Source organism: Nocardioides islandensis, from assembly GCF_015352455.1.
In the GTDB taxonomy this organism is placed as follows: domain Bacteria; phylum Actinomycetota; class Actinomycetes; order Propionibacteriales; family Nocardioidaceae; genus Nocardioides; species Nocardioides islandensis.
Window position 1 is genome coordinate 891,898 of record NZ_JADKPN010000001.1, and the last position, 26,446, is coordinate 918,343.

A 26,446-nucleotide genomic window follows, 5' to 3' on the forward strand; every position below is an offset into this window, starting at 1 on the left:
CCGCAACCTGCGCCACCCTACCCGAGCCGCGCGGCGCCCTCCCAATCGGTTGAGGCCGGTGGCGAAGCGGGGCGCGCGGTGAACGTCAGCAGCGTCGCCTCGGGGCGGCAGGCGACCCGGATCCGGGCGAACGGGCTGGTGCCGAGGCCGGCGGAGACGTGCAGCCACGTACTTCCCGGGTCGCCGTCCCGGGAGTCCGCGGGGTGGCGGTGCAGGCCCTTGGCGCGGGCGTTCTCGAGGTCGCAGTTGGTGGTCAGCGCGCCGACGACCGGCAGGCAGACCTGGCCGCCGTGGGTGTGGCCGGCGACGACCGCGTCGTACCCGTCGGCGGCGAACTGGTCGAGGACCCGCAGGTACGGCGCGTGGGTGACGGCGAGCCGTACGTCGGCCCCGGCGTCGGCGGGCCCGGCGACGAGATCGAGGCGGTCCATCCGCAGGTGCGGGTCGTCGACGCCGGCGAACGCGAACGACGTGCGCCCGACCTTCAGCGTGTCGAGCCGGTTGGTGAGGTCGAGCCAGCCGGCGGCGGCGTACCGGTCGCGCAGGTCCGGCCACGGGAGCTGCGGCTCGTCGACGTGCCGCTTGCCGGTGTCCGGCAGCAGGTACCTGACCGGGTTGCGGAGCGTGGGCTCGTAGTAGTCGTTGGACCCGAACACGAACACGCCCGGGACGTCGAGCAGCTCGCCGAGGCAGTCGGTGACGACCGGCACGGCGTCGCGGTGCGCCAGGTTGTCGCCCGTGTTCACCACCAGGTCCGGCTCCAGCGCGGCCAGCCCGCGCAGCCAGTCCTGCTTGACCCGCTGACCGGGCGTCATGTGGATGTCGGAGAGGTGCAGGACCTTCAGCGGGTCGTGGCCGAGTGGCAGCAGCGGCACCTCGACGGTGCGCAGCACGAACTGCCGCGCCTCCCACATCGCGTACGCCGTGAGGGCCGCGCCACCGACCGCACCCGCGGTCGCGGTGCGGGCCAGGAGGTCGAGGGGGCGCACCCACCCAGGGTTCCACACGACCGGGGACACGCGAGAATGGCGGCATGAGCGCCCTGAAGGACCGGCTGCGTGCCGACCTGACCACCTCCATCAAGACCCAGGACGCGGTGCGCAGTGGGACGCTGCGGATGGTGCTGACGGCGATCACCAACGCCGAGGTGGCCGGCAAGGAGGCCAGGGAGCTCAGCGACGACGACGTGCTCGGGGTGCTGACCACGGAGGCCAAGAAGCGGCGCGAGGCCGCGACCGCGTTCGCCGACGGCGGCCGTCAGGAGATGGCCGACAAGGAGCTGGCCGAGGCCGCCGTGATCGCGGAGTACCTGCCGGAGCAGCTCGGCCCCGAGGAGGTCGCGGCGCTGGTCGCCGAGACGATCGCCGAGCTCGGCGTGGCCGGCGAGGGCATGAAGGCGATGGGCCGGGTGATGGGCGTGCTGACCCCCAAGACCCGCGGCCGCGCCGACGGGAGTGTCGTCGCGGCCGCGGTCAGGGAGCAGCTGGGTTAGACGCGCTCGAGGACAGGAGCGTCCTCGTGCACCTCCGGAGCCACCCGCGGCAGCACCCGGTCCAGCCAGGCCGGCAGCCACCAGTTGCGGTGGCCGAGGAGCGTCATGGTGGCGGGCACCAGGACCATCCGGACCAGCGTGGCGTCGAGCAGGATCGCCGTGCCCATCCCGAACCCGAGCATCTTGATGATGGTCGCGGACTCGCTGATGAACCCGAAGAACACCGCGACCATGATCGCCGCCGCCGCGGTGATCACCGTGCCGGTCGCCGCGAGGCCCCGGGCCACGCTGCCCCGCGGGTCACCCGTGCGCTCGTACTCCTCGCGCACCCGTGACAGCAGGAACACCTCGTAGTCCATCGACAGCCCGAACAGGATCGCGAACATCAGGATCGGCAGCCACGTGGACACCGGCCGCGCGTGGTCGACCCCGAGCAGCTCCAGGCCCCAGCCCCACTGGAAGACCGCCGTCACCACGCCGTACGCCGCGGCGACGCTCAGCAGGTTCATCGCGGCCGCCTTCACCGGGATCCACACGGACCGGAACATCAGCAGCAGGAGCAGCATCGACGTCGCCACCACGAACGCGATGACCAGCCACAGCCGCCCCGCGAGCCGGTCGGCGATGTCGCTCATCATCGGCGAGGTGCCGGTGAGGTCGACGCCGTCCGGGAGGCCGGTCCGCAGCGAGTCCACCTGGTCGCCGGTGCGGGCGTCGTTGTCGACGTACACGGACTCGGCCGAGACCACCGCGATCGCGCCGTCCGGCGAGACCTGCGGGTCGGTGACGTTGACGAGGTCGTCGCGCTGCCGCAGCTCGGCCACGGTGCCGGCGAGCGTGCCCGCGTCGACCACCGAGCGGTCGGCGACGAAGAGGTACGGCGTGGGCGCGCCCGCCCCGAACTCCTCGGTCACCAGGTCGTAGGCCCGCCGCAGCTGGCTGCTGGCCGGGTCGTCGCTGCCGCTCTGCGGCCAGGTACGCATGTCCAGGACGGGAGCGGCCAGCACGATCATGACGAGACCCGCCCCGACGATCCACGGCACCGGGCGTCCGGCGACACGCTGGGACCAGCGCTCGACACGCGTGCCCCGGGGACGCGCGACCTGACGCAGGAACCGCTTCTCGACCCACCGGTGCGTGAGCCGGAAGACGGCCGGCACCAGGGTCAGCGACGTGCCCATCACCGCGACGACGGCGATCGCGGTGGCGAACCCCATCGTGCTGAACGTCGTCAGGCCGGCCAGCTTGAGGCCGAGCAGCGACACCAGCACCGTGCAGCCGGCGAGCACGACCGAGCGGCCGGCGGTGGCGCCGGCGCGGGCCGCGGACTCGATGACCGAGAGGCCGGCCCGGCGGCCCTCGAGCATCCGGGTGAGGAGCAGCAGCGCGTAGTCGATGCCGACGCCGAGCCCGACCATGGTGGCGATCGTCGGGGCGTACGGCGTGACGGAGATGAGGCCCGCGAGCACGGTCACCCCGGCGCCTCCGACCGCGAGGCCCGCGACGGCGAGCACGATCGGCACGCCGGCGGCGACGACCGAGCGGAACACCAGCAGCAGGACCAGGAGGGCCACGCCGATGCCGATCATCTCGCCGACGCCCTCCATGGTGCCGACGGCCGTGCCGGGCAGCTCGCCGCCCAGCTCGACCTGGAGCCCGGCGTCGCGGTACGGCTGGACGACCTCCTCGATCGGGGAGATGTCCTCGTAGACGTCGGGGTCGGTGACCGGGACGTCGTACTGCATCACGAGCACGGCGGTGTCGCCGTCCGCGGACATCCGGGGCGGGGTCACGCGGAGCACGTGGTCGAGGGTGGCCAGGCGGCCGGACAGCTCGTCCAGGGTGCCCGAAGGCAGCGGCGCATCGTCGTGCACGACGACCTGGGCGGACGTGTTGCCCATCTCGGGCAGGTGCGCGCGGAGCAGGTCGGTGCCGTGCTGCGCGGGTGCCGCGGGGACGTCCCAGTCCTCGCGGGTGGGGCCGCCGAACGCGGCGGCCAGGCTGAAGACGGCCGCGGCGACCACGGCCCACAGGCCGATGGTGCGCCACGGGTGGGTGGCGGCGTACCGGCCGACGGCGGCCAGGGTGCGACTCATCTCGATCTCTCCTCGGGTCAGTGCTGGACGTCGTTGTCCGAGGAGGACACTCGCGGCCCCGCCTTGTGGCCGACTTGCAGCCGTCTGACACGGAGCGGCCCGGTCGTCGGGTCGACCCGCATGTAACGCGGTGTTCGGATGGCTTACCCAGCGTTCAAGCGCTGGGTAAGACCACCTAACACCGCGTTACATGGGTCGCAGGCTGTGGAGGACGCGGTGCGTCAGTGGGGCTTCCCGTGACCGTGGCCGTGGCCGCCGCCACCACCACCGCCACCGCCGCCGCCGCCACCGCCGCCGCCGCCGCCGCCAGGTGGCTTCGGCGGGGCGTGGCCGGTGGACTGGTAGATCGTCACCGTCGTGCCGCTGGCCACGTCGGAGCCGGCGCCCGGCAGCGTGTAGGCGACGGTGTCCTGGGCGTAGCCGGTGTCGCGGTAGCCGCCGAGCTGGACCACGAAGCCGAGCGACTCCAGCAGCGAGGTGGCCTGGTCGACGCTCATCCCGCCGGTCTGCGGGATCTGCGTGAGCACGCCGGCGACGTCCTGGCCGCTCGGCGGGGTGAAGTCGTCGTCGGGCAGCCACTGCTGGATGACCTTCATGGCGTCGCCCCACATCGGGCCCGCCGTGGTCGAGCCGTGCGCGGCGTCGATGTAGGAGCCGCCCACCGTCTGGCCGTTGAGGCTGACCCAGTGGCCCTCCTCGTTGGCGCCGGCGATCATCGAGGCGGTGGCGAGGCTGGGGGTGTACCCCACGAACCACACCGCCATGTTGTCGTTGATCGTGCCGGTCTTGCCGGCCGAGGGCTGGTTCAGGGAGATGCCGGCGTCGTACCCGAAGCCGCCGGGCTCCTGGACGCCGCGCAGGATGTCGTTGACGGCGTCGGCGACCGGCGCCTCGATGACCTGCTGGCAGTCCTCCTTGTAGTCCTTCACGACGTTGCCGTCGGCGTCCTCGATGGAGGTGACCGGGCGGGCTGCGCAGTGCAGGCCGCGGCCGGCGAACGTGGCGTAGGCCTCCGCCATCTCCAGCGGGCTGGTCTCCACGACGCCGAGGGTGAACGACGGGACGCGCTCACGGTTGGGGTCGGTCAGGTCGATGCCCATGGCCTTGGCCAGGCGGTAGGGCTCGCAGAGGCCGGTCTGCAGCTCCAGCTGGGCGAAGAAGGTGTTCACCGAGAGCTGGGTGCCGGTGTAGAGGTTGAAGGTGCCGGCACCGGTGGAGTTCTCCGGCTCCCAGACGTCGGTGCTGAAGAAGTTGTGCCCGCCGCAGGTCGGGTAGTCCGACATCGGGATGTGCACCTGCTGCGGTGCGTTGATCTGGGTGTCGAGCGGGATGCCCTTCTGGATCGCCGCGGCGAGGACGAAGGCCTTGAACGTCGACCCGGCCTGGAAGCCGTTGGAGTCGCCGTAGCGCTTGGGCACGACGTAGTTGAGGTAGGTCTCGCCCTTCTTGCGGTCGCGACCCATCGGCCGGGACTGGGCGAGTGCCTTCACGTCGCCCGTGCGTGGCTCGACCATCGCCAGGCCACCGATCGCCTGGTCGGTCGGGTAGACGTGGTCGGCAACCGACTTGTCGGCCGCGTCCTGGTCGCGCAGGTCGATGGTGGTGTGGATGGTGAGGCCGCCGGACTTGAGGAGCTCCTTGCGCTCCGCGACCGTGTCGCCCAGCGACTTGTCGTGGTAGAGCCGCTGGAGGACGTAGTCGCAGAAGAACGGCGCCCGGCTGAACACGCAGCCGTTCTGGGTGTTGACGACGTCGAGCCCCAGGCCCTTCTTCTTCAGCTGCTCGGCCTTGGCGTCGCTGATGACGCTCAGCTGGGCCATCCGGTCCAGCACCACGTCGCGCCGGTCCAGCGCGCGGTCGGGGTAGTTGGTGGGGTCGTAGCCGGTGGGGTTCTTCACCAGGCCGGCCAGCACCGCCGACTCGCCCCAGCTGAGGTCCTTGGCGTTCTTGTTGAAGTAGTGCTTGGCCGCCGACTGGATGCCGTAGGCGCCGTCGCCGAAGTAGGCGAGGTTGAGGTAGCGCTCGAGGATCCAGTCCTTGGAGTAGTGCTGCTCGAAGGCGATGGCGTAGCGCAGCTCGCGGATCTTGCGGGCGTAGGTGTCGTCGGTGGCCTCGGCCATCTTCTTCTCGTTGCCCTTGGCCTGGGCCAGCAGGGTCAGCTTCACCATCTGCTGGGTGATCGACGAGCCACCCTGCACCACGCCGTTGTTGGCCTGGTTGGTGATGAGGGCGCGGAGCGTGCCCTTCAGGTCCAGCGCGCCGTGCTGGTAGAAGCGGTAGTCCTCGATCGCGACGATGGCCTTGACCATCTTCCGCGAGATCTGCTTCAGCGGGACGTTGACGCGGTTCTCGTCGTAGATCGTGGCGATCACGTTGCCGGCCTCGTCGACCATGACCGTGCGCTGGGCCAGCGGCTCGGTCTTGAGCTCGGCCGGCAGCCCGGTCATGCCCTCCGCGACCTGCTTGGAGCCGATGCCGAGGACCCCTGCGAAGGGGATCGCGAGCCCGGCGGCGACCAGTCCCATGACGGCGGCCACGGCCAGCATGACCACGACGTGGCCGAGGACTCGGGGCGCGGAGAGTCGGTCGGACCGGGGACGAGCCATGGGCACAATGTACGGGACTAGTCACTGTCGACCCATTCCTCAGCGGTGGCTCACGCCTAGGTATTTGCCTAGGTTCCTCGCCTGGAAATGTCGACTTGCCGGGGTCCGACTTGCCCGGAAGTGACACCGAACCTGCCGATGTCTAGTCACCCGTCCATAGTCATTTCGGACTAGACGGAACCAACCTTTAGGGGTCTGTGGGCGGAACGCTCGAAACTTTACGTTTCTCCGTGGGGAAACCCGGCGGCGTCATGGGGACGTCGGTCAAGACGGATGTGGGGACGTCAGTCATGTGGAACGAAGAGTGGGCAAGCCAAGCAGCTTGCCGTGCATCCCAGCCCGACCAGCTGTTCGTGCGGGGTGCTGAGCAGAACAAGGCCAAGAAGCTCTGCGCGGGCTGCCCGGTGAAGGCCGAGTGCCTGGCCGAGGCCCTGGAGAACCAGATCGAGTGGGGCGTCTGGGGTGGGATGACCGAGCGCGAGCGCCGGGCCCTCCTCAAGCGCAACCCGAACGCCAAGTGGCGCGCGGTGCTCGAGACGGCTCGCACCAACGCGACGTCACCGGTGAAGGCCGGCGTCTGACGCCAGCGGTTCCGACCGGTCTCAGCCGGTCTCCCGCCGAGTGTCTTCGTCCTGACCCCCCAGGAGGACGCCGACACGACGGAGACCGTCGAGGTCGTGGACGTCACCCGCGAGAGCGGGGACGACGGCCGTAGGCACCTGGGGGTGCGCGGCCGCGAACCGTGAGCGCAGCACCGCCTCCCGAGCCACCTGCCGGCTCCGGTCGGCGTACAGGCGAAGAAGGCCCGCCGCCAGCGGCCCCTGCGTGCTGTCTGTCATCCCTGGGTCCTCTCTCCCCAGGCTCTTGACCAGCTTGGCCGCTGCGGACGAGGCCTCTTCGGGGGTCACCCCCCCGAGAGGCCGCTGGCCGGCCCGGTTGACCACCAGGCCGGCCAGCGGCATGGCGTCGTCGCTGAGGCGTTCGACGAAGTACGCCGCCTCGCGCATCGCGTCCGGCTCCGGCGCAGCCACGACGAGGAACGCCGTACCGTCGGCCTGGAGCAGCCGGAAGGTCTGCTGCGCGCGCTGGCGGAAGCCGCCGAAGAGCGTGTCGAACGCCGCCACGAACGTCTGCACGTCCCGCAGCACCTGCGCGCCCAGCACCTTGGTCAGCGCGCCCGTCACGATCCCCAGCCCCGCCGTCATGAACCGCGCCGGACCCCGCGCCGGCACGAGCAGCAGCCGGATGAACCGCCCGTCGAGGAAGCTCGACAACCGCTCCGGCGCGTCGAGGAAGTCGAGCGCCGAGCGGCTGGGCGGGGTGTCCACGACGATGAGGTCGTAGGTGCCCTGCGAGTCGCGGTAGATCTGCCCGAGCTTCTCCATCGCCATGTACTCCTGCGTCCCCGCGAACGACGACGACAGCGCCTGGTAGAAGGGGTTGTCGAGGATCTGGCGCGCCTTCTCCGGACTGGCCTGGCTCTCGACCACCTCGTCGAAGGTGCGCTTCATGTCCAGCATCATCGCGTCGAGGCTGCCGCCGTTCGTCGCGTCGACGCCCGCCACCGGACGCGGGGTGTTGTCGAGCTGCTCGATGCCCATCGACTGCGCGAGCCGGCGCGCCGGGTCGATCGTCAGCACCACCGCGTGCCGGCCCCGCTCGGCCGCCCGGAGCGCGAGCGCCGCCGAGACCGTGGTCTTGCCCACGCCACCCGAGCCGCAGCACACGACGATCTGGACCGACCGGTCGTCGAGCAGCGCGTCCACGTCGAGGAGGGGCGCCTGGCCGGGTGCGGGGCGCGTCATGCCAGGCCCTGGTCGCGGAGGAGGGCGGCGAGCTCGTGGAGGGCGCCGGAGTCGATGCCGTCGGCGAGCCGTGGCAGCTCGTACGTCGGCAGGCCCAGGCCGGCCACGACCTTGCGCTGCGCATCCTCGAGCGCCTGCCGCTCGGCATGGTCCCGGGCCTCGGCGACCAGCCCGTCCAGCAGCAGCTCGTCGGCCTCCAGGCCCGCGTGCTTCAGGTCGGCGGCGATCGCGGCCCGGTCGACCTCGTCCTTGCGCACCTCGGTCAGCGACTTCTGGTCGAGCACCTGGGGACGCACCATGTTGACCACCACGCCACCCACGGGCAGGTCGTGTGCGCGGAGGTCGGCGATGCCGTCGACGGTCTCCTGGACGGGCATCTCCTCGAGGACGGTCACCAGGTGCACCGCGGTCCGGTCCGAGCGCAGCAGCCGGGTCACGTTGTCCGACTGCGTCTTGATCGGCCCGACCTTGGCCAGCCCGGCCAGCTCGCTGGTCACGCCGAGGAACTGGGCGATCCGGCCGGTCGGCGGCGCATCCAGCACCACGGCGTCGTACTCGATCGCACCCCGGTTGCGGGCGTTGCGTTTGACCGCCTCGTAGACCTTGCCGGTCAGCAGCACGTCGCGCACCCCCGGCGCGATGGTGGTCGCGAACTCGATGACACCGAAGCGGTCCAGGGCCCGGCCGGCCGGGCCGAGCTTGTAGTACATGGAGAGGTACTCCAGCAGCGCGGACTCGGGGTCGATGTGCAGCGCGTGCACCACGCCGCCGCGTTCCCCGTGCTCGCCGACCAGTCCGGTGGCCAGCCGCCGCTCGGCGTACGGCAGCGGGTCGACGTCGAACATCCGCGCGATGCCCTGGCGGCCCTCGACCTCGCAGAGCAGGACGTTCTTGCCGGGACCCGCCAGCGCCAGGGCCAGCGCCGCCGCGACGGTCGACTTCCCGGTGCCGCCCTTGCCGGTGACGACGTGGAGTCGTACTCCGGGGAAGTCGGGTGGCACACGAACAGCCTAGGGCGGCACCGCACGTCGAGGAGGGACGAAGTCCCGTCACGAGACCTCGGTGCCGCGTGACTACGATCCTCGCGTGGACAAGGTCGTGGCATCGGCCGCCGAGGCGGTCGCGGACATCCCCGACGGGGCAACTCTCTCGGTGGGCGGGTTCGGGCTGTGTGGCATCCCGTCGGTGCTGATCCAGGCGTTGCTGGACGCCGGTACGACGGACCTCGAGGCCGTCTCGAACAACTGCGGTGTCGACGACTGGGGGCTCGGGCTGCTGCTGGGCCAGCGCCGGATCCGCCGGATGATCTCGTCGTACGTCGGTGAGAACAAGGAGTTCGCGCGGCAGTACCTCTCCGGCGAGCTCGAGGTCGAGCTCACGCCGCAGGGCACGCTCGCCGAGCGGATGCGGGCCGGTGGCTCAGGCATCCCGGCCTTCTTCACCGCGACCGGTGGCGGCACCCAGGTCGCCGAGGGCGGGCTGCCGTGGAGGTACGACGAGGCCGGCAACGTGGTCGTATCCTCGCCGGCCAAGGAGACCCGTGACTTCACCGTCAACGGCGAGACCCGCGAGTACGTCCTGGAGGAGTCGATCGTCGCCGACTTCGGCCTGGTGCGGGCCTGGAAGGGCGACCGGCACGGCAACCTCGTCTACCGGGACTCCGCGCGCAACTTCAACCCGCTCGCCGCGATGTGCGGTCGGGTGACCATCGCCGAGGTCGAGGACCTGGTGGAGCCGGGTGAGATCGACGCCAACGAGGTGCACACGCCGGGGGTGTTCGTGCAGCGCGTCGTCGCGCTCACACCGGAGCAGGCCGCGGACAAGCGGATCGAGAAGAGGACGGTGCGGCCCCGATGAGCTGGACTCGCGAGGAGATGGCCGCCCGCGCGGCCTCGGAGCTGACCGACGGGTCGTACGTCAACCTCGGGATCGGCCTGCCGACGCTGGTGCCCAACTACGTCGCCGACGACGTGGAGCTCGTGCTCCAGTCCGAGAACGGCATCCTCGGCGTCGGGGCGTACCCGTACGACGGCGAGGAGGACCCCGACCTCATCAACGCCGGCAAGGAGACGGTGACCCTGCGCAAGGGCGCGTCGTTCTTCGACTCCGCGACGTCCTTCGGGATGATCCGCGGCGGCAAGATCGACGCGGCGATCCTCGGCGCCATGCAGGTCTCGGCCAAGGGCGACATCGCCAACTGGATGATCCCCGGGAAGATGGTCAAGGGCATGGGCGGCGCGATGGACCTGGTCCACGGTGCCAAGCGGGTGATCGTGCTGATGGAGCACGTCGCCAAGGACGGCTCGAAGAAGATCCTCGACGAGTGCGACCTGCCCTACACCGGCCGCGGCGTCGTGCAGCGCATCATCACCGACCTCTGCGTGCTCGACGTCACGCCGGACGGGCTGCGGCTGGTCGAGCTCGCGCCGGGAGTCACCGAGGACGAGGTCCGCGAGAAGACCGAGCCGTCGATCCTGGTCTGACGCCTGTCATGAGGCGCTCCGGCGCGACGGCGCGGCTGCTCGTGGCTCTGGCCGTGGGCGCTGCCGCCACGGCCGGTGGGCTCGCGCTGGTGACGTGGACGATCGCCGTGCTGGTCGGGGTCCCCGTGGCCCTCGGGCTGTTCGTGCTGCTCGGATGGGTCGCGCTCTGGCCCATGGACGCCACGCAGACGCGGACCAACGCGCGGCGCGAGGAGTTCCGTCCCGCCGCGGAGGAGCCGTTCGTGGTGGGTGTCGCCCTCGCCGGCCTGCTCGGGGTCGTGGTCCTGCTGCTCGCCCACTCGGGCGACCGGCACATCGTGGCGGGGCTGGCGCTGGCGGGCGTGTTCATGGCCTGGGCGAGCCTGCACCTGATGTACGCCGCGCGGTACGCCTACCTGTACTACGGCCCGCCGCAGGGCGGCATCGACTTCAACTCCGACGACCCGCCGGCGTACCGGGACTTCCTCTACTTCAGCTACAACCTCGGGATGACCTACCAGGTCTCCGACACCGCCGTGTCCGACCCGGAGATCAGGGCGGTGGTGCTGCGGCACACGCTCTTCTCGTACGTCTTCGGGGCCGTGGTCCTCGCGAGCACCATCAACCTGGTCGCCGGCATCGCCACCAAGAAGTGACCGATGAGTGACGGTGTGCCCGCCGGTCTGTCCCTGCGGAGCCGACTTCAGGAGGATGGGCACATGAGCAAGGTCATCGCGTCGATCACCACGTCCGTCGACGGCTACGTCACCGGGCCGGACGACGGGCCGGAGCTCGGCCTGGGCCGCGGCGGCGAGCGCCTGCACAACTGGGTGATGGGCGGCCCGTGGACCTACGACGGCGAGCACTCCTTCGCGATGAGCGACGCCGACAGGGCGTTCTACGAGCCACTGGTCGCGCGCATCGGCGGCGGCATCGTCGGCCGCGGGATGTACGACGCGGCCGGCGCGTGGGGCGGCCACAACCCGTTCCCGGGCACGCTCGTCGTCCTCACCCACCACATCGAGGACCAGCCCGACCCCGCCAACGGCTTCCACTTCGTCGACGGCCTCGACCACGCGTTGTACGCCGCGCGCTGCGACGCCGGCGACAAGGACGTCTCGATCGGCGGCGGCGCCGACGTGATCCGACAGGCCCTGGCCATGGAGGCCGTGGACGAGCTCATCGTCTCCACGGCGCCGGTGATCCTCGGTGCCGGCAAGCGGCTGTTCGCGGGGTTCGAGAAGGACGTGGACCTGCGGATCCGGAGCGTGCACCCGTCCGAGTGGGCGGTGCACACGCACTACGACGTGCTGCGCGGAGCCGCCTGACGCGTGCGTGCCGCGGCGAGCACGGCCAGCACGCCGACCCCGCAGCCGAGCGAGAGCGCGGCGACGAACGCGTCCCCGTCGGCTCGCGCTGCGATCGCGAACACGGCGCCCGAGGCCGAGATGGCCAGCGCGCCGCCGAGGGAGTCCGCGATCGAGAGGGCTGAGGAGTTGAAGCCCCGGTCGGAGTCCCCGGACTCGGCCAGCATCGCGACGCTGGTGCGCGGGTAGGCGAAGCCCATGCCGGCGCCGGCGAGGACGTACGCCGCGACGGCCACCGGCGCGGACGTGTGCACGGCCACGGCCGCGGTGAGCCCGACGATGCCGGCGAGGACCAGGACGCTGCCGCCCCGCATGGCGGCGACGTCGCTCAGCCGCGGCCCGAGGCGGGACTGGACCCAGCTGGCCAGCGGCCAGACCAGGCCGACGCCGGTGAGCGCCAGCCCGGCGACACCGGCGCTGAGTCCCCAGCGCTCCTGGAGCACGAAGATGATGTAGGTCTCGCCGCAGAAGAACGTGCCGCTGAGCAGGCCGCGGGTCGCGATGACCGCGGGCAGGCCGTGCCGGAGGAGCAGCGTGCCCGTCGGGAGCAGCCGACGGAGCGCGACCACGACGACCACGGCGGCCACGACGGTGAGCACGGCGACGGCGCCGCGCCGTGACCCCAGCAGCTCGAGGGCGAGCACGGCGGCGGCGCCGACGACGGCCCAGACCAGCCGCGACCGCGGCGAGCTCTCGCCGGTGGCCCGGGCGTCCAGCGTGCGCAGGGACGGTGCGATCAGGAGGGCCGCCGCGGCCACCAGGGCGACCACGCCGAGGAAGACCCAGCGCCACCCCGCCACGTGGGCGACGTACGCCGCCAGCGCGGGTCCGAAGAGGGTGGGCAGCACCCAGGCCGCCGCGAAGCTGGTGAAGATCGCGGGCTGGAGGAGTGGGGGGAAGACCAGGCCGACCAGGACGTAGAGGCAGACCGTCAGCGCACCACCGCCGAGGCCCTGGAGCACGCGCCCGGCGACGAGCACCTCCATGGTCGGCGCGGTGCCGCAGACCACCAGGCCCGCCGCGAAGAGGAGCAGCGCGACCGCGAGCGGGGTGACCGGGCCCTTCCGGTCGCTCCAGCCGCCCGCCGCCACCATGCCGACGACCCCGCTGGCCAGCGGGGCGGCGAAGGAGAGGGCGAAGAGCCCGACGCCGTCCAGCTCGCGGGCCACGGTCGGCATCACGGTGGTGACCGCGGTCGCCTCGAACGCCACGAAGGCGCAGAGCGCGAACATGCCCACCGTCGTGGCGGCGTACGTGGGCGAGAGCAGTCGGGGCCGCTCGTTCACCGTCGTCGCCATGGGACACACGGTAGGAGTTCAAGCCGAGTTGAGGTCAATCGTTCGTCCGAGGCCGATGAGTAGGGTGCGGACATGACCAAGTGGGAGTACCTGACGGCGCCGATCCTGACGCATGCGGCGAAGCAGATCCTGGACAACTTCGGCGCGGACGGGTGGGAGCTGGTGCAGATCGCGCCGGGCATGAACCCGGAGAACCTCGTCGGCTACTTCAAGCGCCCCCTGGAGGGCTGATCGATGAGCACACCGGAGGAGAGACTGGCCGAGCTGGGGCTCAGCGTGCCGGAGGTGGTGCCGCCGGTGGCGGCGTACCAGCCGACGGCGCGGACCGGCACGCTGGTCTACACGGCCGGTCAGCTGCCGATGCGCGACGGGGCGCTGGTGGCGGCCGGCAAGCTGGGCGGCGGCGTCAGCGAGGAGCAGGGCTACGAGGCGGCGCGGCAGTGTGCGCTGAACGCGCTCGCGGCCATCAAGGCCGAGATCGGTGAGCTCTCCCTGGTCCGGCGGGTGGTGAAGGTCGTGGTGTTCGTGGCGTCCGAGCCGGACTTCACCGCGCAGCCGAAGGTCGCCAACGGCGCGTCCGAGCTGCTGGGCGAGGTCTTCGGCGAGGCCGGCAAGCACGCGCGGTCGGCTGTCGGTGTCTCGGTCCTGCCGCTGGATGCCGCGGTCGAGGTCGAGCTGATCGTCGAGGTCTGATGCTGCGGATCCCGTTGCCGGCGGCCCTCGTGGAGCAGGCGGCGGCGTACGCCTCGGGTGCGCTCGAGCCGGCCGAGCCGCGCAACGCGGCGACGGTGGTCCTGCTGCGGCCCTCGTCGTCCGGTCCGGAGGTCTACCTGCTGCGGCGGCAGGCGTCGATGGCGTTCGCGGCCGGGATGTGCGTGTTCCCGGGCGGCGGCGTCGACCCGCGCGACTTCGACGCGGACGTGGCGTGGGCGGGTCCGCCGCCGTCGGCGTGGGCGTCGTCGCTGGGCACCGACGAGGCGACCGCGCGGGCGCTGGTGTGCGCCGCGGTACGGGAGACGTTCGAGGAGTCGGGCGTCCTGCTGGCGGGTACGTCGCCCTCGTCGGTGGTGTCCGACACGACCGGGGAGGACTGGGAGGCCGACCGCGTCGCGCTCGAGTCGCGGTCGGTGTCGTTCACGGCGTTCCTGGCCTCGCGCGGGCTCGTGGTGCGCACCGACCTCCTGGGTGCGTGGTCCGGCTGGCTGACGCCGGTGTTCGAGCCGCGGCGCTACCGGACGTGGTTCTTCGTGGCCGCGCTGCCGGACGGACAGGTCACGCGGGACGTGTCGTCGGAGTCGTCGGCGGTGACGTGGCTGGGTGCTCAGGACGCCGCCGCCCGGGTCGACGCCGGCGAGCTGCTGATGCTGCCGCCGACGTACCTGACGTGCCTGGAGGTCGGGCTGTACGACTCGCCTGCTGCCGTCCTCGACGCCGCTGCCGCGCGCGAGCCCGTGGAGATGTTCATGCCGGAGGTGGAGGGGACGGGGTCCTCGGCGACGTTGTCGATCCCGCCGTCCCTGCGGGCGCTGGTGGAGGAGCGGCTGTCGTGAGCTGGGCCGGGGGTGCCTTCGGCGCGCGCGCCCTCTGCGTGCTGGCCGACAACGCCTCGCCGATGACGCTGGACGGCACGAACACGTGGGTGCTGCGCGAGCCGGGCGGGCGGCGCTCGGTCGTGGTCGATCCCGGGCCTGCGCTCCCTGCCCATCTCACTGCGATCCGCTCGGTGGCTGGTGACGTCGCCGTCGTGCTGCTCACCCACCACCACCTGGACCACTCGGAGGCCGCTCGTTCCTTCGCGGAGTCCGTGGGGTGCGGCGTACGGGCGCTGGACCCCGCCTATCGGCTCGGGTCGGAGGGCCTGGGCGCCGGCGACGTGGTCGCCGTCGACGGGCTGGAGATCCACGTCGTCGCGACGCCCGGGCACACGGCCGACTCGCTGTCGTTCGTGCTGCCGGCCGAGCGTTCCGTGCTGACGGGCGACACGGTGCTGGGGCGGGGTACGACGGTCGTCGCCCACCCCGACGGCGCCCTGGGTGCCTACCTCTCGTCGCTGGACCGCCTCCACGCCCTCGCGTCCGCCCACGAGATCGCCTCGATCTGGCCCGGCCACGGCCCCGTCATCCCCGACGCCCTCCCGGCCCTCGACCACTACATCGCCCATCGGCGGGAGCGCCTCGAGCAGGTACGCGACGCCCTCGCCACCCTCCACGCCTCCGCGCGCGACGGCGAGCCCCTCGACCCCGACACCATCCCCCGCCGCATCGTCGAGCTGGTGTACGCCGACGTCGACCAGGTCCTCTGGCCCGCCGCCGAGCTCTCGGTCCGTGCCCAGCTCGAGTACCTGCGCGGCTGACGGGGGTACGCCGGGGTTGGGCTTGGGTCGTGCTGCGGGTGCCGGGAATCGCGCGATCGCGCTGGTATTGCAGGTATCGGGAGCCAGAACCTGCTGAACGAGCGCGATCGCGCCGCTATCGGCACCACGACACCGCCCCTGACCTGCGCGGACGCGACGCCTGTGGAGAGCGACCAACCCGGCCGCGGAGCCAGGGCAACCTTCCGGTCATGGGACTGATGAAGCCCCCGGACCCGACGGAGCCGTTCACGACTGCGACGTGGTTGGAGTCGGGGAAGACGTTCGACGAGCTGCGCCGCAAGGACTTTCAGCGTGTGTTCCACAGCGTCTGGATCCTCAGGAACGCGATCGACGCGGACACCCGCATCAAGGCAGCACTCGCGCTACACCCGGCCTCAGCGATCGCGAGCCACTTCTCGGCCGGACGCCTCCACGACTTCCCACTTCCCGAACACTGCTTCGAGCACGTGATGGTGTTCGCCCACGAGGATCGCCGCTACCGACCCGAGATCAAGTCGCACGTGGCGACCCGAAGGAGGCCGACGGTCAAGATCCGTGGCGTCGTCACGAGCGACCTCGTGTCGACGTTCGTGGACCTCGCGGGCTACCTGGGGCTCGTCGACCTTGTCTGCATCGGCGACTGGATGGTCCGGCACCGCCCCATCACACCCGAGCAGCTCGTGCAGGCATGCCTCTCCAGCGAGGAGCACCACGCTGGAGCCGCCGCGTACGCGGCCGGCTTCGTCCGAGCCGGTGTCGACTCCCCGATGGAGTCCAGGCTGCGCATGCTCATCGTCCTCGGCGGACTACCTGAACCGGATGTCAACCACATCGTCCGCAACCTCGATGGTTCGTGGCGGCGCCGGTACGGCCTCTGGTACCCGGAGGCCCAGCTCGTCGTCGAGTACGACGGTCGGCAGCACGCCGAGGACACAGCACAGTGGGAGACGGACCTGGACCGTCGCGAGGAGTTCGACGACGAGGGCATCCGAGTCCTGGTCGTCACGGCCTCGGGAATCTTCCGCCAGCCGCGACGAACCCTCGAGCGCGTACGTCGCCAGCTCGTCCTGCGTGGCTTCGGCTCGGTGCCGCCGATCTCGGACGCCTGGGAGCAGTACTTCGCCGCCTGACCCACGTGCCCATTTCCGGATGCTTGTGGTGCCAGAAATCGCGCGATCGCAGCCGTACAGCAGGTTTCGGGCCGCGAGATCTGCAATTCCGGCGCGATCGCGCCAGAACCGGCACCCACCCGCACCCCCGGCAGCGCAGGCGGGTCAGCGGGCGCGGCGTTGGAGGCGTTCGACGTCCATGATCACGACGGAGCGGGGTTCGAGGCGGAGCCAGCCGCGGCTCGCGAAGTCGGCGAGAGCCTTGTTGACGGTCTCGCGGGAGGCGCCGACGAGCTGGGCGAGCTCCTCCTGGGTCAGGTCGTGGTGGACGTGGACGCCGTCGTCGGCGGTGCGGCCGAAGCGGTCGGCGAGGTCCAGGAGGGCCTTGGCGACGCGGCCGGGGACGTCGGAGAAGACCAGGTCGGCGTTGACGTCGTTGGCCTTGCGCAGGCGGCCGGCGATCTGGGCGAGGAGGCCGCGGGCGACCTGGGGCCGGCCGTCCAGCCAGCGGAGCAGGTCCTCGTGGGAGAGCGAGGTGAACGACGAGTCCGTGACGGCCGTGACCGTGGCCGAGCGGGGGCCGGGGTCGAAGAGCGACAGCTCGCCGAACATCTGGCCGGGACCGAGGATCGCCAGCAGGTTCTCGCGGCCGTCGCTGGAGGTGCGGCCGAGCTTCACCTTGCCGTCGAGCACGATGTAGGCACGGTCGCCGGAGTCACCTTCGTGGAACAGCACCTCGCCACGGCGCAGCTTGATCTCCGACATCGAGGCGCGCAGTGCGGTGGCCGCCTCGTCGTCGAGCGCGCTGAAGAGCGGGGCCTGCCGCACCACGTCGTTGTCCACGCAGCAGATCCTAACCAGTGGCCTGGGTCACAGACACCACTCATCCGGACAGGACGGACGGCCTGGTCGTCGGTGCCCCACCGTAGGCTGAGCGGGTGCCGCGGGAGGAGACCCGGACCGCCCTCGTCAGGCGGGCCAGGAAGATCGATCGAGTCCTCGGTGAGACCTACCCGGACGCGAAGTGCGAGCTCGACTTCGACAACCCCTTCGAGCTCCTCGTGGTGACGGTCCTGTCCGCCCAGACCACCGACAAGCGCGTCAACGCCGTCCGGCCGACCCTGTTCGCGGCGTACCCCGACGCCACCGCGATGGCCGCCGCCGACCGCGACCACCTCGAGAAGATCGTCGGGCCCCTCGGGTTCTTCCGCGCCAAGACCGACGCGCTGCTCAAGCTCAGCGCGGCGCTGGTCGAGCGCCACGGCGGCGACGTACCTCCCCGCCTCAAGGACCTCGTCGAGCTGCCCGGTGTGGGCCGCAAGACCGCCAACGTCGTCCTCGGCAACGCCTTCGGCCTCCCGGGGATCACCGTCGACACCCACTTCGGCCGGCTGGCCCGCCGCTTCGGCTGGACGGCGCAGACCGACCCGGTCAAGGCCGAGCACGAGGTGGGAGCGCTGTTCCCCAAGCGCGACTGGACCCTGCTCAGCCACCACCTCATCTGGCACGGCCGCCGCGTCTGCCACGCCACCAAGCCGGCCTGCGGCGCGTGCACGGTCGCGCGGTGGTGCCCGGCGTACGGCGCCGGCCCGACCGACCCCGTCACCGCGGCGAAGCTCGTCCGCACCGAGGGCAGGGCATGACGCGCCTGGTCGCGCTCCTCGCCACGCTGGTCGTTCTCCTCGGGCTGACCACCGGCTGCGACCCCGAGGACGTCCAGGTGCCGAAGGCCCAGGGCATCGACGTCGACACCCCCGCGCTCGTCCAGGAGAAGCAGGCCGCCGGGATCGACGACTGCGTGCCCGGCCGGGCCGGTCCGGTCTCCGGCGGCCTCCCGCGGCAGTCGCTGCCGTGCTTCGGCGGCGGGCCGGACGTCGAGCTGTCCACCCTGCGCGGGCCGATGCTGGTCAGCCTGTGGGCCTACTGGTGCCAGCAGTGCCGCGACGAGATCCCGATCCTCCAGCGCTTCTACGCGCAGCACGGTGACCAGGTCCCCGTGCTCGGCGTCGACTACATGGACCCGCAGACCGACGGCGCCATGGCGCTGTTGGCCGAGAAGCGCGCGACGTACCCCTCCGTGGCCGACCCCTACGGCGACCTCAGCGCCCAGAAGCCGTTCCCGGTGCTGCGCGGACTGCCCTACCTCGTGTTCCTCGCCGCCGACGGCACGGTCACCTACGTCAAGCCCGGCGCCGTGACGTCCTACCAGGAGCTGCTCGACCTGGTCGACGAGCACCTCGGGATCCGGCTGTGACGATCCCGCGCTGGCTGGAGCCCGTCCGCGCCGGCGTCGAGACCATCACCACCACCGACCTGACGCCCTTCCTGCCGCCCGACGACGCCGACCCGCGGCGCGGCGCCGTGCTCATCCTCTTCGCCGACGGTCCCGGCCACGACCTCGAGTCCGGGCGGCTGCTGCTGACCGAGCGCGCCCACCACATGCGCTCGCACCCCGGCCAGGTCTCGTTCCCGGGCGGCTCGATCGACCCCGGCGAGACGCCCGTGCAGGCGGCCCTGCGCGAGGCCGAGGAGGAGACCGGGCTGGACGCGGGCGGCGTCGAGCTGCTCGGGGAGCTGCCCGAGCTGTGGCTGCCGCCCAGCAACTTCTCGGTCACGCCGGTCCTCGGCTGGTGGCGCACGCCGACGGAGGTCCGGGTCGTCGACCCCGACGAGGTGCACGCGATCCACCTCGTCCCTCTCTCCGAGCTGCTGCGCGACGACCACCGGATCCAGGCCAGGCACCCGTCGGGCTGGGTCGGCCCGGCCTTCCTCATCGGCCCCGACCGCGACGTCATCCTCTGGGGCTTCACGGCGGGAGTGATCACGCGGCTGTTCGACTACCTCGGGTGGGCCACGCCGTGGGACGACTACGAGGTCCGTGACCTCCCGTCGTACATGCTGCAAGGTGTCACCAGACGTACGCCGCCCGCGGCACCGCCCGACAGCTCGGAGACCTGAGTGAACCTGCTCGACTGGGTGCTGGTCGGCCTCGTGCTGACCTACGCCCTCTCGGGCTACTGGCAGGGCTTCATCACCGGTGCCTGCGCGACCGCGGGGCTGCTGCTCGGCGGCCTCACCGGCGTCTGGCTGGCCCCCCTCGCCCTGGGCGACGCCAACCCCTCGGTGCTGGTCTCGCTGGGCGCGCTGTTCATCGTGATCCTGACCGCCAGCCTGGGGCAGGCCGTCTTCCAGTTCGGCGGTGCGCGGCTGCGCGACACCATCCGCTGGCAGCCGTTCCGCGCGGTGGACGCCGTCGGTGGCGCGGCCCTGAGCGGCGCGGCCGTGCTGCTCGTCTCGTGGGCCCTCGGCGTGGCCGTCGCGGGGTCGGGCATCTCCGGGATCACGCCGCTGGTGCGCGAGTCGTACATCCTCAAGCAGGTCGACCTGGCGCTGCCGGACTCCGCCGACAACGTGCTGAAGGCGTTCAACAACGTCGTCGGCACGTCCTTCTTCCCGCGGTACCTCGAACCCTTCGCGCCCGAGCGCATCGTCCCCGTCGGCCCTGGACCGACGCGGCTGCTCACCGACCCCGACGTCGTGCGCGCACAGCCCGCCGTGGTGAAGATCGAGAGCGTCAACTCGTGCGGGCGCGGCATCGAGGGCTCCGGCTTCCTCTTCGCCCGCAACCGGGTGATGACCAACGCGCACGTGGTCGCCGGCGTCGACAAGCCGTCGGTCGAGATCGGCGGCAGCGCGGTCAACGGCACGGTCGTCTACTACGACCCCGACGTCGACGTGGCGGTCATCGCGGTCGACTCCGGCGACGTCACGCCGCTGCCGTTCGACGTCTCGGTCCAGCCGCAGCAGGGCGTGGCCATCCTCGGGTACCCCCAGGACGGCCCGTACGACGTGCAGACCGCCCGGGTCCGCTCCGAGCAGCGCCTGCGGTCACCCAACATCTACGGCGACGGCGCGGTGATCCGCGAGGTGCTGTCGCTGCGCGGCAAGGTCCGGCCCGGCAACTCCGGCGGCCCGGTGCTGTCGTCCGGCGGCGACGTGGTGGGCGTGGTGTTCGCGGCGTCGCTGACCGACTCCGACACGGGGTACGCCCTCACCGCCGAGCAGGTCTCCGAGGCGGCACGGCTCGGTGCGGACAGCGGCGCGCCGGCCGACACCCGGGCCTGTGCCGGCTGAGCGACCTCAGCCGCGGTTGGTCAGGGCCTTCTTGATGTCCTGCGCCTCGGCGATGGCCTTGTCGGGCGGACGCACCTTGCGGACCTTGCGGAAGCCGATGTACCCGAGCAGGGCGGCGACCAGGAGGTAGAGGCCGAACACGATGAGGAAGGCCCAGTGGAGGTCCAGGCCGCTCCCGTTCCAGTGGATGAAGTAGGCCAGGGCCACCGAGAACATGATGAGAGCCATCACCGCGAAGAACGCCGCGCCGAGGAAGAGACCGGCGCCGAGCCCACCGTTGCGGACGCTGACCTTCAGCTCGCTCTTCGCGAGCTGGATCTCCTTCTGGACGAGCGAGGAGATGTCCCGACTGGCGTCGGAGACGAGTCGCCCGATGGTGGGCTCGTCCTGCACCGGCTGGATCGCCATTGACACCTTCCCCCTGGTCTGACGCGGGTCGGTGCAGACCCTACTCGCCAGGAGCCGCGCCCAGACCGCCCGGTAGGGTGGTCCTCGGTGAGCCGGGAAGTCTGGTCGGCACGCTGTCGGTGACCGCGTCCACCCGTTCACGGACCGATCGGAGCACGCCGTGTCCCTGGTCAGCCGCCTCTTCCCGGAGCCGGACCAGCGCGAGGCGTCGTTCCTCGGCGACCTGTTCCGCAAGGAGACAGTGGGCGGGGTCCTGGCGCTCGCGGCCGCGCTGCTGGGGGTCGTGTGGGCGAACTCGCCCTGGTCCGACGGGTACACCGACCTGCGGCACCTGGCGGTCGGACCGCTCGACGTGGAGCACTGGGCGGCCGATGGGGCGCTCGCGCTCTTCTTCTTCGTCGCCGGGCTCGAGCTCAAGCGCGAGCTCGTCATCGGCTCGCTGCGCCGGCCGGCCGACGCGGCCGTCCCGGTAGCCGCTGCGGTCTGCGGCGTCGCCGTGCCCGCGCTGCTCTACCTGGCCGTGAACTCCGGCGGATCGGGCGAGCCCGGCGGGTGGGCGATCCCGGCCGCGACCGACATCGCCTTCGCACTCGCCGTGCTGGCGGTGGTCGGCTCCAACCTGCCGACGGCGCTACGGGCGTTCCTGCTCACCCTCGCCGTCGTCGACGACCTGATCGTGATCGTCATCATCGCGGTGTTCTTCACCGATCAGCTGCACCTGCTGGCGTTGCTCGTCGCGGTGGCCGCGATGGTCGTCTGGGCCTGGCTGCAAACACGACGGGTAGCGACGCCCTGGGTCTACGTGCCGCTCGGCGTGGTGTGCTGGTGGGCCGTGCACGAGTCCGGCATCCACGCCACGATCGCGGGGGTGGCACTGGGCCTGCTGACGCGGGTGCGTCACGACCCTGGTGAGGAGCACAGCCCCGCCGAGCACGCCGAGCACTTGCTGGCGCCGATCTCCTCCAGTGTCGCGGTCCCCTTCTTCGCCCTGATGTCGACTGGCGTGGCGCTCTCGGGAGGAGCAGGGCTGGTGCGCAGCCCGATCGTGATCGGCGTGGTCGTCGGACTGGTGGTGGGGAAGCCCCTGGGCGTGTTCACCGGGGCGTGGGTGGTCGCCCGGTTCACCCACGCCGAGCTCGACGAGTCGCTGTCGTGGCGGGACGTGGTCGGCATGGCCGTCCTCGCCGGTATCGGCTTCACCGTCTCGCTGCTGGTCTCCGACCTCTCCTTCGGCGGGGCCGACCGCGAGGCGGCCAAGACCGCCGTGCTCGTCGGCTCACTGACCTCGGGTCTCCTCGGAGCACTCGTGCTGGGCCACCGGGACCGACTGCGGATCACGCCGTGAGGCCCCGTGGCGGCTGTGACAGATTGGTGCCATGAAGGCCGCCCAGCTCGCGGAGCAAGTGCCGATGGTGCGCGAGGCCACCACCGGTGCCGAGGCGGCCCGGGTCATCGCGGAGTACCGCCTCAGCGGCCTGGTGGTCGCCGACGACGACGGCGTGCCGATGGCCGTGGTGCCGGGGAGCCAGCTGCTCAGCCTCGTGTTGCCGCAGTACGTGCGTGACGACCCGAACCTGGCGCACGCCTACGACGAGGCCGGCGCCGACGAGATGTGCGCCGCCCTGAACCACGCCACGATCGGCCAGCTGCTCGAGGCCAAGAGGCTTGCCGCCGTGAAGCCGCCGTCGGTGCTGCCGGACGACACTCTCATCGAGATCGCCAGCGTGATGGATGGCGGGCGCACGCCCGTCGCCCTGGTCATCGACGACGACGGCGTCTTCCACGGCGTGATCACGCTGAGCCGCGTGCTGGCGGCCATCGCGGCGGCCGCCGGCCAGGACAGCCCCCTGGTGCGTCGACGTCTCGAGCAGGATGTGCTGCACCGCCACGAGCCCGGCTGAGACCGTCCGGCCGGCCAGCCGACGTCCCGGCCCGTGTACGGTGAGCACCTGGTGTGCCGGGAAGTCTGGTCGGCGACTCACCCCGTCGACCCGGAAGCCACCCGATGTCCCTGACCGCGGTCCTCGCGCTGCTCGTGTTCGCCTCGGCGTACGTCGTCATCGTCTCGGAGCGCTTCAACCGCACCGCGGTGGCCCTGATCGGTGCCGCCGCCATGGTCGGCATCGGCGCCGTGCGCGGCCACGAGGTCTTCTTCTCGGAGGACACGGGGATCGACTGGAACGTCATCTTCCTGCTCTTCGGGATGATGGTGATCGTCGGCATCCTGCGGCAGACCGGGGTCTTCGAGTTCCTGGCCATCTGGTCGGCCCAGCGCGCGCGGGCGCGGCCGTTCCGGATGATGGTTCTGCTTGTCGTCATCACGGCGGTCGCCTCGGCCCTGCTCGACAACGTGACTACGGTCCTGCTCGTCGCCCCCGTGACCCTCCTGCTGTGCGAGCGGCTCGGTCTGGACCCGGTTCCCTTCCTGCTCGCCGAGGCGATGGCCAGCAACATCGGCGGCACGGCCACGCTGATCGGCGACCCGCCCAACATCATCATCGGCAGCCGCGCGGGCCTGGGCTTCAACGACTTCCTCGTGCACCTGACTCCCATCGTCGTCGTGCTCCTGGCGGTGTTCGTCGGGCTGTGCTGGCTGCTCTGGGGACGCCGGCTGCGCTTCGACCCGGAGCGTGCCGAGGCCGTGATGCGGCTGGAGGCCCGCGAGACCATCCGAGACTCACGCCTGCTGCTGCGAGTGGGAGTGGTGCTGGTGCTCGTGATGATCGGCTTCGTGACCCACTCCGTGACCCACCTGGAGCCGTCGTTGGTGGCCCTACTCGGCGCGGGAGCAGCGGTGCTCGTCGCGGACGTGCCGCACCCGGTCTACCTCGACGAGATCGAGTGGGAGACCCTGCTCTTCTTCGCCGGGCTCTTCGTGATGGTGGGCTCGCTGGTGCACCAAGGTGTCATCGGCGACCTCGCACGGACGTTGACCGGGACGATCGACGACCACTACGGGCCCGCTGCGCAGGGATTGCTCCTGGGGTCGGCCGTGCTCTCCGGAGTCGTCGACAACATCCCGTACGTCGCCACGATGGCCCCGTTGGTCCACGACCTGGTGGGTCCGGCGGCCGGGCTGCCACCGCACCAGCAGTCCCTCTGGTGGGCCCTGGCCCTGGGCGCCGATCTCGGCGGCAACGCCACGGCCATCGGCGCCAGCGCCAACGTCGTCATCACCGGCATCGCCAAGCGCAACGGCTACCCGATCTCGTTCTGGCGGTTCACCCGAGACGGTCTGGTCGTCACGGCGGTGACCGTCGCCCTGTGCATGCCGTACGTCGCGCTGCGCTACTTCGTCTGGGCGTGACGCGGGTCGAAGGCGCGTCAGTCCTCGGACGCTCCCGCGGTCTGCTTGTCCTTGATCAGGTCCATGACCGTGGAGTCGGCCAGCGTGGTGACGTCGCCGACGTCGCGGTTCTCGGCGACGTCCTTGAGGAGGCGGCGCATGATCTTGCCGGACCGGGTCTTCGGCAGCTCGGGGACGATCATGATCTGGCGTGGCTTGGCGATCGCGCCGATCTCCTTCTGCACGTGCTGGCGCAGCTCCTGGATCAGCTCGTCCGGCGCTGCCTCGCCACCCTCGAGGGCCGACTCGCGCAGGATGACGAAGGCGCACACGGCCTGGCCGGTGGTCTCGTCCGCGGCACCCACGACCGCCGCCTCGGCGACCTTCGGGTGCGACACCAGTGCCGACTCGATCTCCGTGGTCGAGAGCCGGTGGCCGGACACGTTCATCACGTCGTCGACGCGGCCCAGCAGCCAGAGGTCGCCGTCCTCGTCCTTCTTGGCGCCGTCCCCGGCGAAGTAGAAGCCCTCCTCGGCGAACCGGGACCAGTACGTGTCCTTGAACCGCTCGTCGTCGCCCCACAGCGTGCGGAGCATCGCCGGCCACGGCTTGGTGAGCACGAGGAAGCCGCCCGACCCGTTGGGCACGGACTCGCCGTCGTCGTTGACGACGTCCGCGCTGACACCGGGCAGCGCCGTCATCGCCGAGCCGGGCTTGCCGGCCGTCACGCCGGGGAGCGGGCTGATCATGATCTGCCCGGTCTCGGTCTGCCACCAGGTGTCGACGACCGGGACCCGGGACGCGCCGATGGTCTCGCGGTACCAGATGTAGGCCTCGGGGTTGATCGGCTCGCCCACCGACCCGAGCACGCGGATCGTGGACAGGTCGAACTTCGCGGGGATGTCCGAGCCCCACTTCATGAAGGTGCGGATTGCCGTGGGCGCGGTGTAGAAGATCGTGACGCCGTACTTCTCGACGATCTCCCACCAGCGGCCCTTGTGCGGGCTGTCGGGCGTGCCTTCGTACATCACCTGCGTGACGTTGTTGGACAGCGGCCCGTAGACCATGTAGCTGTGGCCGGTCACCCAGCCGACGTCGGCGGTGCACCAGTAGACGTCGGTGTCGGCCTTGAGGTCGAAGACGGCCCAGTGCGTGTACGACGTGCCGACCAGGTAGCCGCCCGTCGTGTGCAGGATGCCCTTGGGCTTGCCGGTCGTGCCCGAGGTGTACATGACGTACAGCGGGTGCTCGGAGTCGAAGAACTCGCACTCGTGCTCGGTCGACGCCTTCTCGACGGCGTCGTGCCACCAGACGTCACGGCTGTCGTCCCAGTCGACGTCCTGTCCGGTACGCCGCACCACGAGCACCTTCTCGACCCGCTGGCCCTGGGCGGCGGCCTTCTCGACGGCCTCGTCGACGGCCGGCTTGAGGGCGGACGCCGCGCCGCGGCGGTACCCGCCGTCGGAGGTGATGATCACCTTCGCCTCGCAGTCGGCGACACGTGAGGCCAGCGCCTCGGAGGAGAAGCCGCCGAAGACCACGGTGTGCGGAGCGCCGATGCGGGCGCAGGCCAGCATCGCGACGACGACCTCGGGGATCATCGGGAGGTAGATCGCGACCCGGTCGCCGGTCTGCACGCCGAGGTCGGTGAGCGCGTTGGCCGCCTGGGAGACCTGGTCCTTCAGCTCGGCGTAGGTGATGTCGCGGGCGTCGTCCTCGGGCTCGCCCACCCAGTGCAGCGCGACCTTGTCGCCCTTGCCGGCGGCGACGTGGCGGTCGACGCAGTTGTAGGAGGCGTTGATGCGGCCGCCGACGAACCACTTGGCGAACGGCGGGTCGTCCCAGTCCAAGACGCGGTCCCACTTCTGGTCCCAGTCCAGCCGCTCGGCCTGCTCGGCCCAGAACGCCTCGCGGTCGGCGTCCGCGCGGGCGTAGGCCTCTGCCGTGACGTTCGCGTGCGCGGCGAGGTCGGCCGGCGGCTCGAAACGGCGGTCCTCGTGCAACAGGTTCGAGAGGGTCTCGTCGCTCAT

Annotated in this window: 27 protein-coding genes; 18 read left to right on the plus strand and 9 right to left on the minus strand. The window is 71.3% G+C overall.

Going from position 1 to position 26,446, the window contains the following annotated elements; genetic code table 11:
* Positions 1-17 precede the first annotated feature (17 nt).
* The gene (locus tag ISU07_RS04345; protein ID WP_323742423.1) at positions 18-989 is read right to left on the minus strand and encodes a metallophosphoesterase; all 972 of its coding nucleotides are present in this window, start codon (positions 987-989) and stop codon (positions 18-20) included.
* Between the two features lie 44 nt (positions 990-1,033).
* On the opposite strand from ISU07_RS04345, the gene ISU07_RS04350 reads away from it, so the two are divergent.
* On the plus strand, positions 1,034-1,492 hold the full coding sequence (locus ISU07_RS04350) for a GatB/YqeY domain-containing protein (RefSeq protein WP_194705473.1): 459 nt from the start codon (positions 1,034-1,036) through the stop codon (positions 1,490-1,492).
* Here ISU07_RS04350 and ISU07_RS04355 read toward each other — a convergent pair.
* Both ISU07_RS04355 and ISU07_RS04360 read right to left on the minus strand, forming a co-directional pair.
* On the minus strand, positions 1,489-3,588 hold the full coding sequence (locus tag ISU07_RS04355; protein ID WP_194705474.1) for an MMPL family transporter: 2,100 nt from the start codon (positions 3,586-3,588) through the stop codon (positions 1,489-1,491). The genes ISU07_RS04350 and ISU07_RS04355 overlap by 4 nt on opposite strands.
* A gap of 221 nt (positions 3,589-3,809) precedes the next feature.
* Positions 3,810-6,194, minus strand: a complete 2,385-nt coding sequence (locus ISU07_RS04360) for a penicillin-binding protein (RefSeq protein WP_194705475.1) — start codon at positions 6,192-6,194, stop codon at positions 3,810-3,812.
* A gap of 290 nt (positions 6,195-6,484) precedes the next feature.
* On the opposite strand from ISU07_RS04360, the gene ISU07_RS04365 reads away from it, so the two are divergent.
* The gene (locus ISU07_RS04365) at positions 6,485-6,775 is read left to right on the plus strand and encodes a WhiB family transcriptional regulator (RefSeq protein WP_194705476.1); all 291 of its coding nucleotides are present in this window, start codon (positions 6,485-6,487) and stop codon (positions 6,773-6,775) included.
* Between the two features lie 21 nt (positions 6,776-6,796).
* On the opposite strand, the gene ISU07_RS04370 is transcribed toward ISU07_RS04365, so the two are convergent.
* Positions 6,797-7,999: an ArsA family ATPase gene (locus ISU07_RS04370; RefSeq protein WP_194705477.1), complete on the minus strand. Its 1,203-nt coding sequence runs from the start codon at positions 7,997-7,999 to the stop codon at positions 6,797-6,799.
* Positions 7,996-9,000 carry an ArsA-related P-loop ATPase gene (locus ISU07_RS04375; RefSeq protein WP_194705478.1) on the minus strand — a complete coding sequence of 335 codons (1,005 nt, stop codon included), beginning with the start codon at positions 8,998-9,000 and terminating at the stop codon, positions 7,996-7,998. The genes ISU07_RS04370 and ISU07_RS04375 overlap by 4 nt, the downstream gene beginning before the upstream one ends.
* A gap of 85 nt (positions 9,001-9,085) precedes the next feature.
* On the opposite strand from ISU07_RS04375, the gene ISU07_RS04380 reads away from it, so the two are divergent.
* The 4 genes from ISU07_RS04380 (at position 9,086) to ISU07_RS04395 (ending at position 11,789) form a co-directional block, all read left to right on the plus strand.
* Positions 9,086-9,856, plus strand: coding sequence for a CoA transferase subunit A (locus tag ISU07_RS04380; RefSeq protein ID WP_194705479.1), 771 nt, complete (start codon positions 9,086-9,088; stop codon positions 9,854-9,856).
* Positions 9,853-10,482 (plus strand): CoA transferase subunit B, encoded by a 630-nt coding sequence (locus ISU07_RS04385; protein WP_194705480.1) that lies wholly within the window; start codon positions 9,853-9,855, stop codon positions 10,480-10,482. Before ISU07_RS04380 ends, ISU07_RS04385 begins: the two co-directional genes overlap by 4 nt.
* Positions 10,483-10,490: 8 nt before the next feature.
* Positions 10,491-11,117: a DUF1345 domain-containing protein gene (locus ISU07_RS04390; RefSeq protein WP_194705481.1), complete on the plus strand. Its 627-nt coding sequence runs from the start codon at positions 10,491-10,493 to the stop codon at positions 11,115-11,117.
* Between the two features lie 63 nt (positions 11,118-11,180).
* Positions 11,181-11,789, plus strand: coding sequence for a dihydrofolate reductase family protein (locus ISU07_RS04395; protein ID WP_194705482.1), 609 nt, complete (start codon positions 11,181-11,183; stop codon positions 11,787-11,789).
* Here ISU07_RS04395 and ISU07_RS04400 read toward each other — a convergent pair.
* Entirely contained in the window at positions 11,762-13,126 is a 1,365-nt protein-coding gene (locus ISU07_RS04400; protein ID WP_194705483.1) for an MFS transporter, read from the minus strand. The two genes, ISU07_RS04395 and ISU07_RS04400, sit on opposite strands and share 28 nt — an antisense overlap.
* 72 nt (positions 13,127-13,198) lie before the next feature.
* Here ISU07_RS04400 and ISU07_RS04405 point away from each other — a divergent pair, with 72 nt between their 5' ends.
* The 5 genes from ISU07_RS04405 (at position 13,199) to ISU07_RS04425 (ending at position 16,609) form a co-directional block, all read left to right on the plus strand.
* A complete protein-coding gene (locus ISU07_RS04405) occupies positions 13,199-13,357 on the plus strand; it encodes a DUF4177 domain-containing protein (RefSeq protein ID WP_180935256.1) in 159 nt (52 codons plus the stop codon).
* 3 nt (positions 13,358-13,360) lie between these two features.
* Positions 13,361-13,819 carry a RidA family protein gene (locus ISU07_RS04410; RefSeq protein ID WP_194705484.1) on the plus strand — a complete coding sequence of 153 codons (459 nt, stop codon included), beginning with the start codon at positions 13,361-13,363 and terminating at the stop codon, positions 13,817-13,819.
* A complete protein-coding gene (locus tag ISU07_RS04415) occupies positions 13,819-14,676 on the plus strand; it encodes an NUDIX hydrolase (protein WP_194705485.1) in 858 nt (285 codons plus the stop codon). Before ISU07_RS04410 ends, ISU07_RS04415 begins: the two co-directional genes overlap by 1 nt.
* On the plus strand, positions 14,673-15,479 hold the full coding sequence (locus ISU07_RS04420; protein WP_323742424.1) for an MBL fold metallo-hydrolase: 807 nt from the start codon (positions 14,673-14,675) through the stop codon (positions 15,477-15,479). The genes ISU07_RS04415 and ISU07_RS04420 overlap by 4 nt, the downstream gene beginning before the upstream one ends.
* 209 nt (positions 15,480-15,688) lie before the next feature.
* Complete coding sequence (locus tag ISU07_RS04425; protein ID WP_194705486.1) at positions 15,689-16,609, plus strand: PDDEXK family nuclease; 921 nt, start codon at positions 15,689-15,691, stop codon at positions 16,607-16,609.
* 144 nt (positions 16,610-16,753) lie between these two features.
* Here the strand turns inward: ISU07_RS04425 and ISU07_RS04430 are convergent, their stop codons facing one another.
* Positions 16,754-17,431: a Crp/Fnr family transcriptional regulator gene (locus tag ISU07_RS04430; protein ID WP_194705487.1), complete on the minus strand. Its 678-nt coding sequence runs from the start codon at positions 17,429-17,431 to the stop codon at positions 16,754-16,756.
* Between the two features lie 95 nt (positions 17,432-17,526).
* On the opposite strand from ISU07_RS04430, the gene nth reads away from it, so the two are divergent.
* From nth to ISU07_RS04450, 4 genes are read left to right on the plus strand one after another with little or no spacing between them, the layout of a single operon-like run.
* Entirely contained in the window at positions 17,527-18,231 is a 705-nt protein-coding gene (gene nth / locus ISU07_RS04435) for an endonuclease III (RefSeq protein ID WP_194705488.1), read from the plus strand.
* Entirely contained in the window at positions 18,228-18,842 is a 615-nt protein-coding gene (locus ISU07_RS04440; RefSeq protein ID WP_194705489.1) for a TlpA family protein disulfide reductase, read from the plus strand. Before nth ends, ISU07_RS04440 begins: the two co-directional genes overlap by 4 nt.
* Positions 18,839-19,546 carry an NUDIX hydrolase gene (locus ISU07_RS04445; RefSeq protein ID WP_194705490.1) on the plus strand — a complete coding sequence of 236 codons (708 nt, stop codon included), beginning with the start codon at positions 18,839-18,841 and terminating at the stop codon, positions 19,544-19,546. The genes ISU07_RS04440 and ISU07_RS04445 overlap by 4 nt, the downstream gene beginning before the upstream one ends.
* The gene (locus ISU07_RS04450) at positions 19,547-20,722 is read left to right on the plus strand and encodes a MarP family serine protease (RefSeq protein WP_194705491.1); all 1,176 of its coding nucleotides are present in this window, start codon (positions 19,547-19,549) and stop codon (positions 20,720-20,722) included. It begins immediately after the preceding gene.
* A 6-nt stretch (positions 20,723-20,728) separates the two neighbouring features.
* On the opposite strand, the gene ISU07_RS04455 is transcribed toward ISU07_RS04450, so the two are convergent.
* Positions 20,729-21,130: a phage holin family protein gene (locus tag ISU07_RS04455; RefSeq protein WP_194705492.1), complete on the minus strand. Its 402-nt coding sequence runs from the start codon at positions 21,128-21,130 to the stop codon at positions 20,729-20,731.
* Positions 21,131-21,290: 160 nt separating this feature from the next.
* Between ISU07_RS04455 and nhaA the strand changes: the two genes are divergently transcribed.
* The 3 genes from nhaA (at position 21,291) to ISU07_RS04470 (ending at position 24,437) form a co-directional block, all read left to right on the plus strand.
* On the plus strand, positions 21,291-22,475 hold the full coding sequence (gene nhaA, locus ISU07_RS04460) for a Na+/H+ antiporter NhaA (RefSeq protein ID WP_194705493.1): 1,185 nt from the start codon (positions 21,291-21,293) through the stop codon (positions 22,473-22,475).
* Between the two features lie 31 nt (positions 22,476-22,506).
* Positions 22,507-23,031 (plus strand): CBS domain-containing protein, encoded by a 525-nt coding sequence (locus ISU07_RS04465; protein WP_194705494.1) that lies wholly within the window; start codon positions 22,507-22,509, stop codon positions 23,029-23,031.
* 104 nt (positions 23,032-23,135) lie between these two features.
* Positions 23,136-24,437 (plus strand): ArsB/NhaD family transporter, encoded by a 1,302-nt coding sequence (locus ISU07_RS04470; RefSeq protein ID WP_194705495.1) that lies wholly within the window; start codon positions 23,136-23,138, stop codon positions 24,435-24,437.
* A gap of 17 nt (positions 24,438-24,454) precedes the next feature.
* Here ISU07_RS04470 and acs read toward each other — a convergent pair whose 3' ends face one another.
* A complete protein-coding gene (gene acs / locus ISU07_RS04475) occupies positions 24,455-26,446 on the minus strand; it encodes an acetate--CoA ligase (RefSeq protein WP_194705496.1) in 1,992 nt (663 codons plus the stop codon).

Excerpts from the sequence above, each read along its gene's own strand:
- ISU07_RS04350 (WP_194705473.1), top strand. The coding sequence starts at position 1,034 with ATGAGCGCCCTGAAGGACCGGCTGCGTGCCGACCTGACCACCTCCATC.
- ISU07_RS04355 (WP_194705474.1), bottom strand. The coding sequence starts at position 3,588 with ATGAGTCGCACCCTGGCCGCCGTCGGCCGGTACGCCGCCACCCACCCG.
- ISU07_RS04360 (WP_194705475.1), bottom strand. The coding sequence starts at position 6,194 with ATGGCTCGTCCCCGGTCCGACCGACTCTCCGCGCCCCGAGTCCTCGGC.
- ISU07_RS04365 (WP_194705476.1), top strand. The coding sequence starts at position 6,485 with ATGTGGAACGAAGAGTGGGCAAGCCAAGCAGCTTGCCGTGCATCCCAG.
- ISU07_RS04370 (WP_194705477.1), bottom strand. The coding sequence starts at position 7,999 with ATGACGCGCCCCGCACCCGGCCAGGCGCCCCTCCTCGACGTGGACGCG.
- ISU07_RS04385 (WP_194705480.1), top strand. The coding sequence starts at position 9,853 with ATGAGCTGGACTCGCGAGGAGATGGCCGCCCGCGCGGCCTCGGAGCTG.
- ISU07_RS04390 (WP_194705481.1), top strand. The coding sequence starts at position 10,491 with ATGAGGCGCTCCGGCGCGACGGCGCGGCTGCTCGTGGCTCTGGCCGTG.
- ISU07_RS04395 (WP_194705482.1), top strand. The coding sequence starts at position 11,181 with ATGAGCAAGGTCATCGCGTCGATCACCACGTCCGTCGACGGCTACGTC.
- ISU07_RS04400 (WP_194705483.1), bottom strand. The coding sequence starts at position 13,126 with ATGGCGACGACGGTGAACGAGCGGCCCCGACTGCTCTCGCCCACGTAC.
- ISU07_RS04405 (WP_180935256.1), top strand. The coding sequence starts at position 13,199 with ATGACCAAGTGGGAGTACCTGACGGCGCCGATCCTGACGCATGCGGCG.
- ISU07_RS04410 (WP_194705484.1), top strand. The coding sequence starts at position 13,361 with ATGAGCACACCGGAGGAGAGACTGGCCGAGCTGGGGCTCAGCGTGCCG.
- ISU07_RS04415 (WP_194705485.1), top strand. The coding sequence starts at position 13,819 with ATGCTGCGGATCCCGTTGCCGGCGGCCCTCGTGGAGCAGGCGGCGGCG.
- ISU07_RS04425 (WP_194705486.1), top strand. The coding sequence starts at position 15,689 with ATGGGACTGATGAAGCCCCCGGACCCGACGGAGCCGTTCACGACTGCG.
- ISU07_RS04440 (WP_194705489.1), top strand. The coding sequence starts at position 18,228 with ATGACGCGCCTGGTCGCGCTCCTCGCCACGCTGGTCGTTCTCCTCGGG.
- ISU07_RS04455 (WP_194705492.1), bottom strand. The coding sequence starts at position 21,130 with ATGGCGATCCAGCCGGTGCAGGACGAGCCCACCATCGGGCGACTCGTC.
- ISU07_RS04465 (WP_194705494.1), top strand. The coding sequence starts at position 22,507 with ATGAAGGCCGCCCAGCTCGCGGAGCAAGTGCCGATGGTGCGCGAGGCC.
- ISU07_RS04470 (WP_194705495.1), top strand. The coding sequence starts at position 23,136 with ATGTCCCTGACCGCGGTCCTCGCGCTGCTCGTGTTCGCCTCGGCGTAC.
- acs (WP_194705496.1), bottom strand. The coding sequence starts at position 26,446 with ATGAGCGACGAGACCCTCTCGAACCTGTTGCACGAGGACCGCCGTTTC.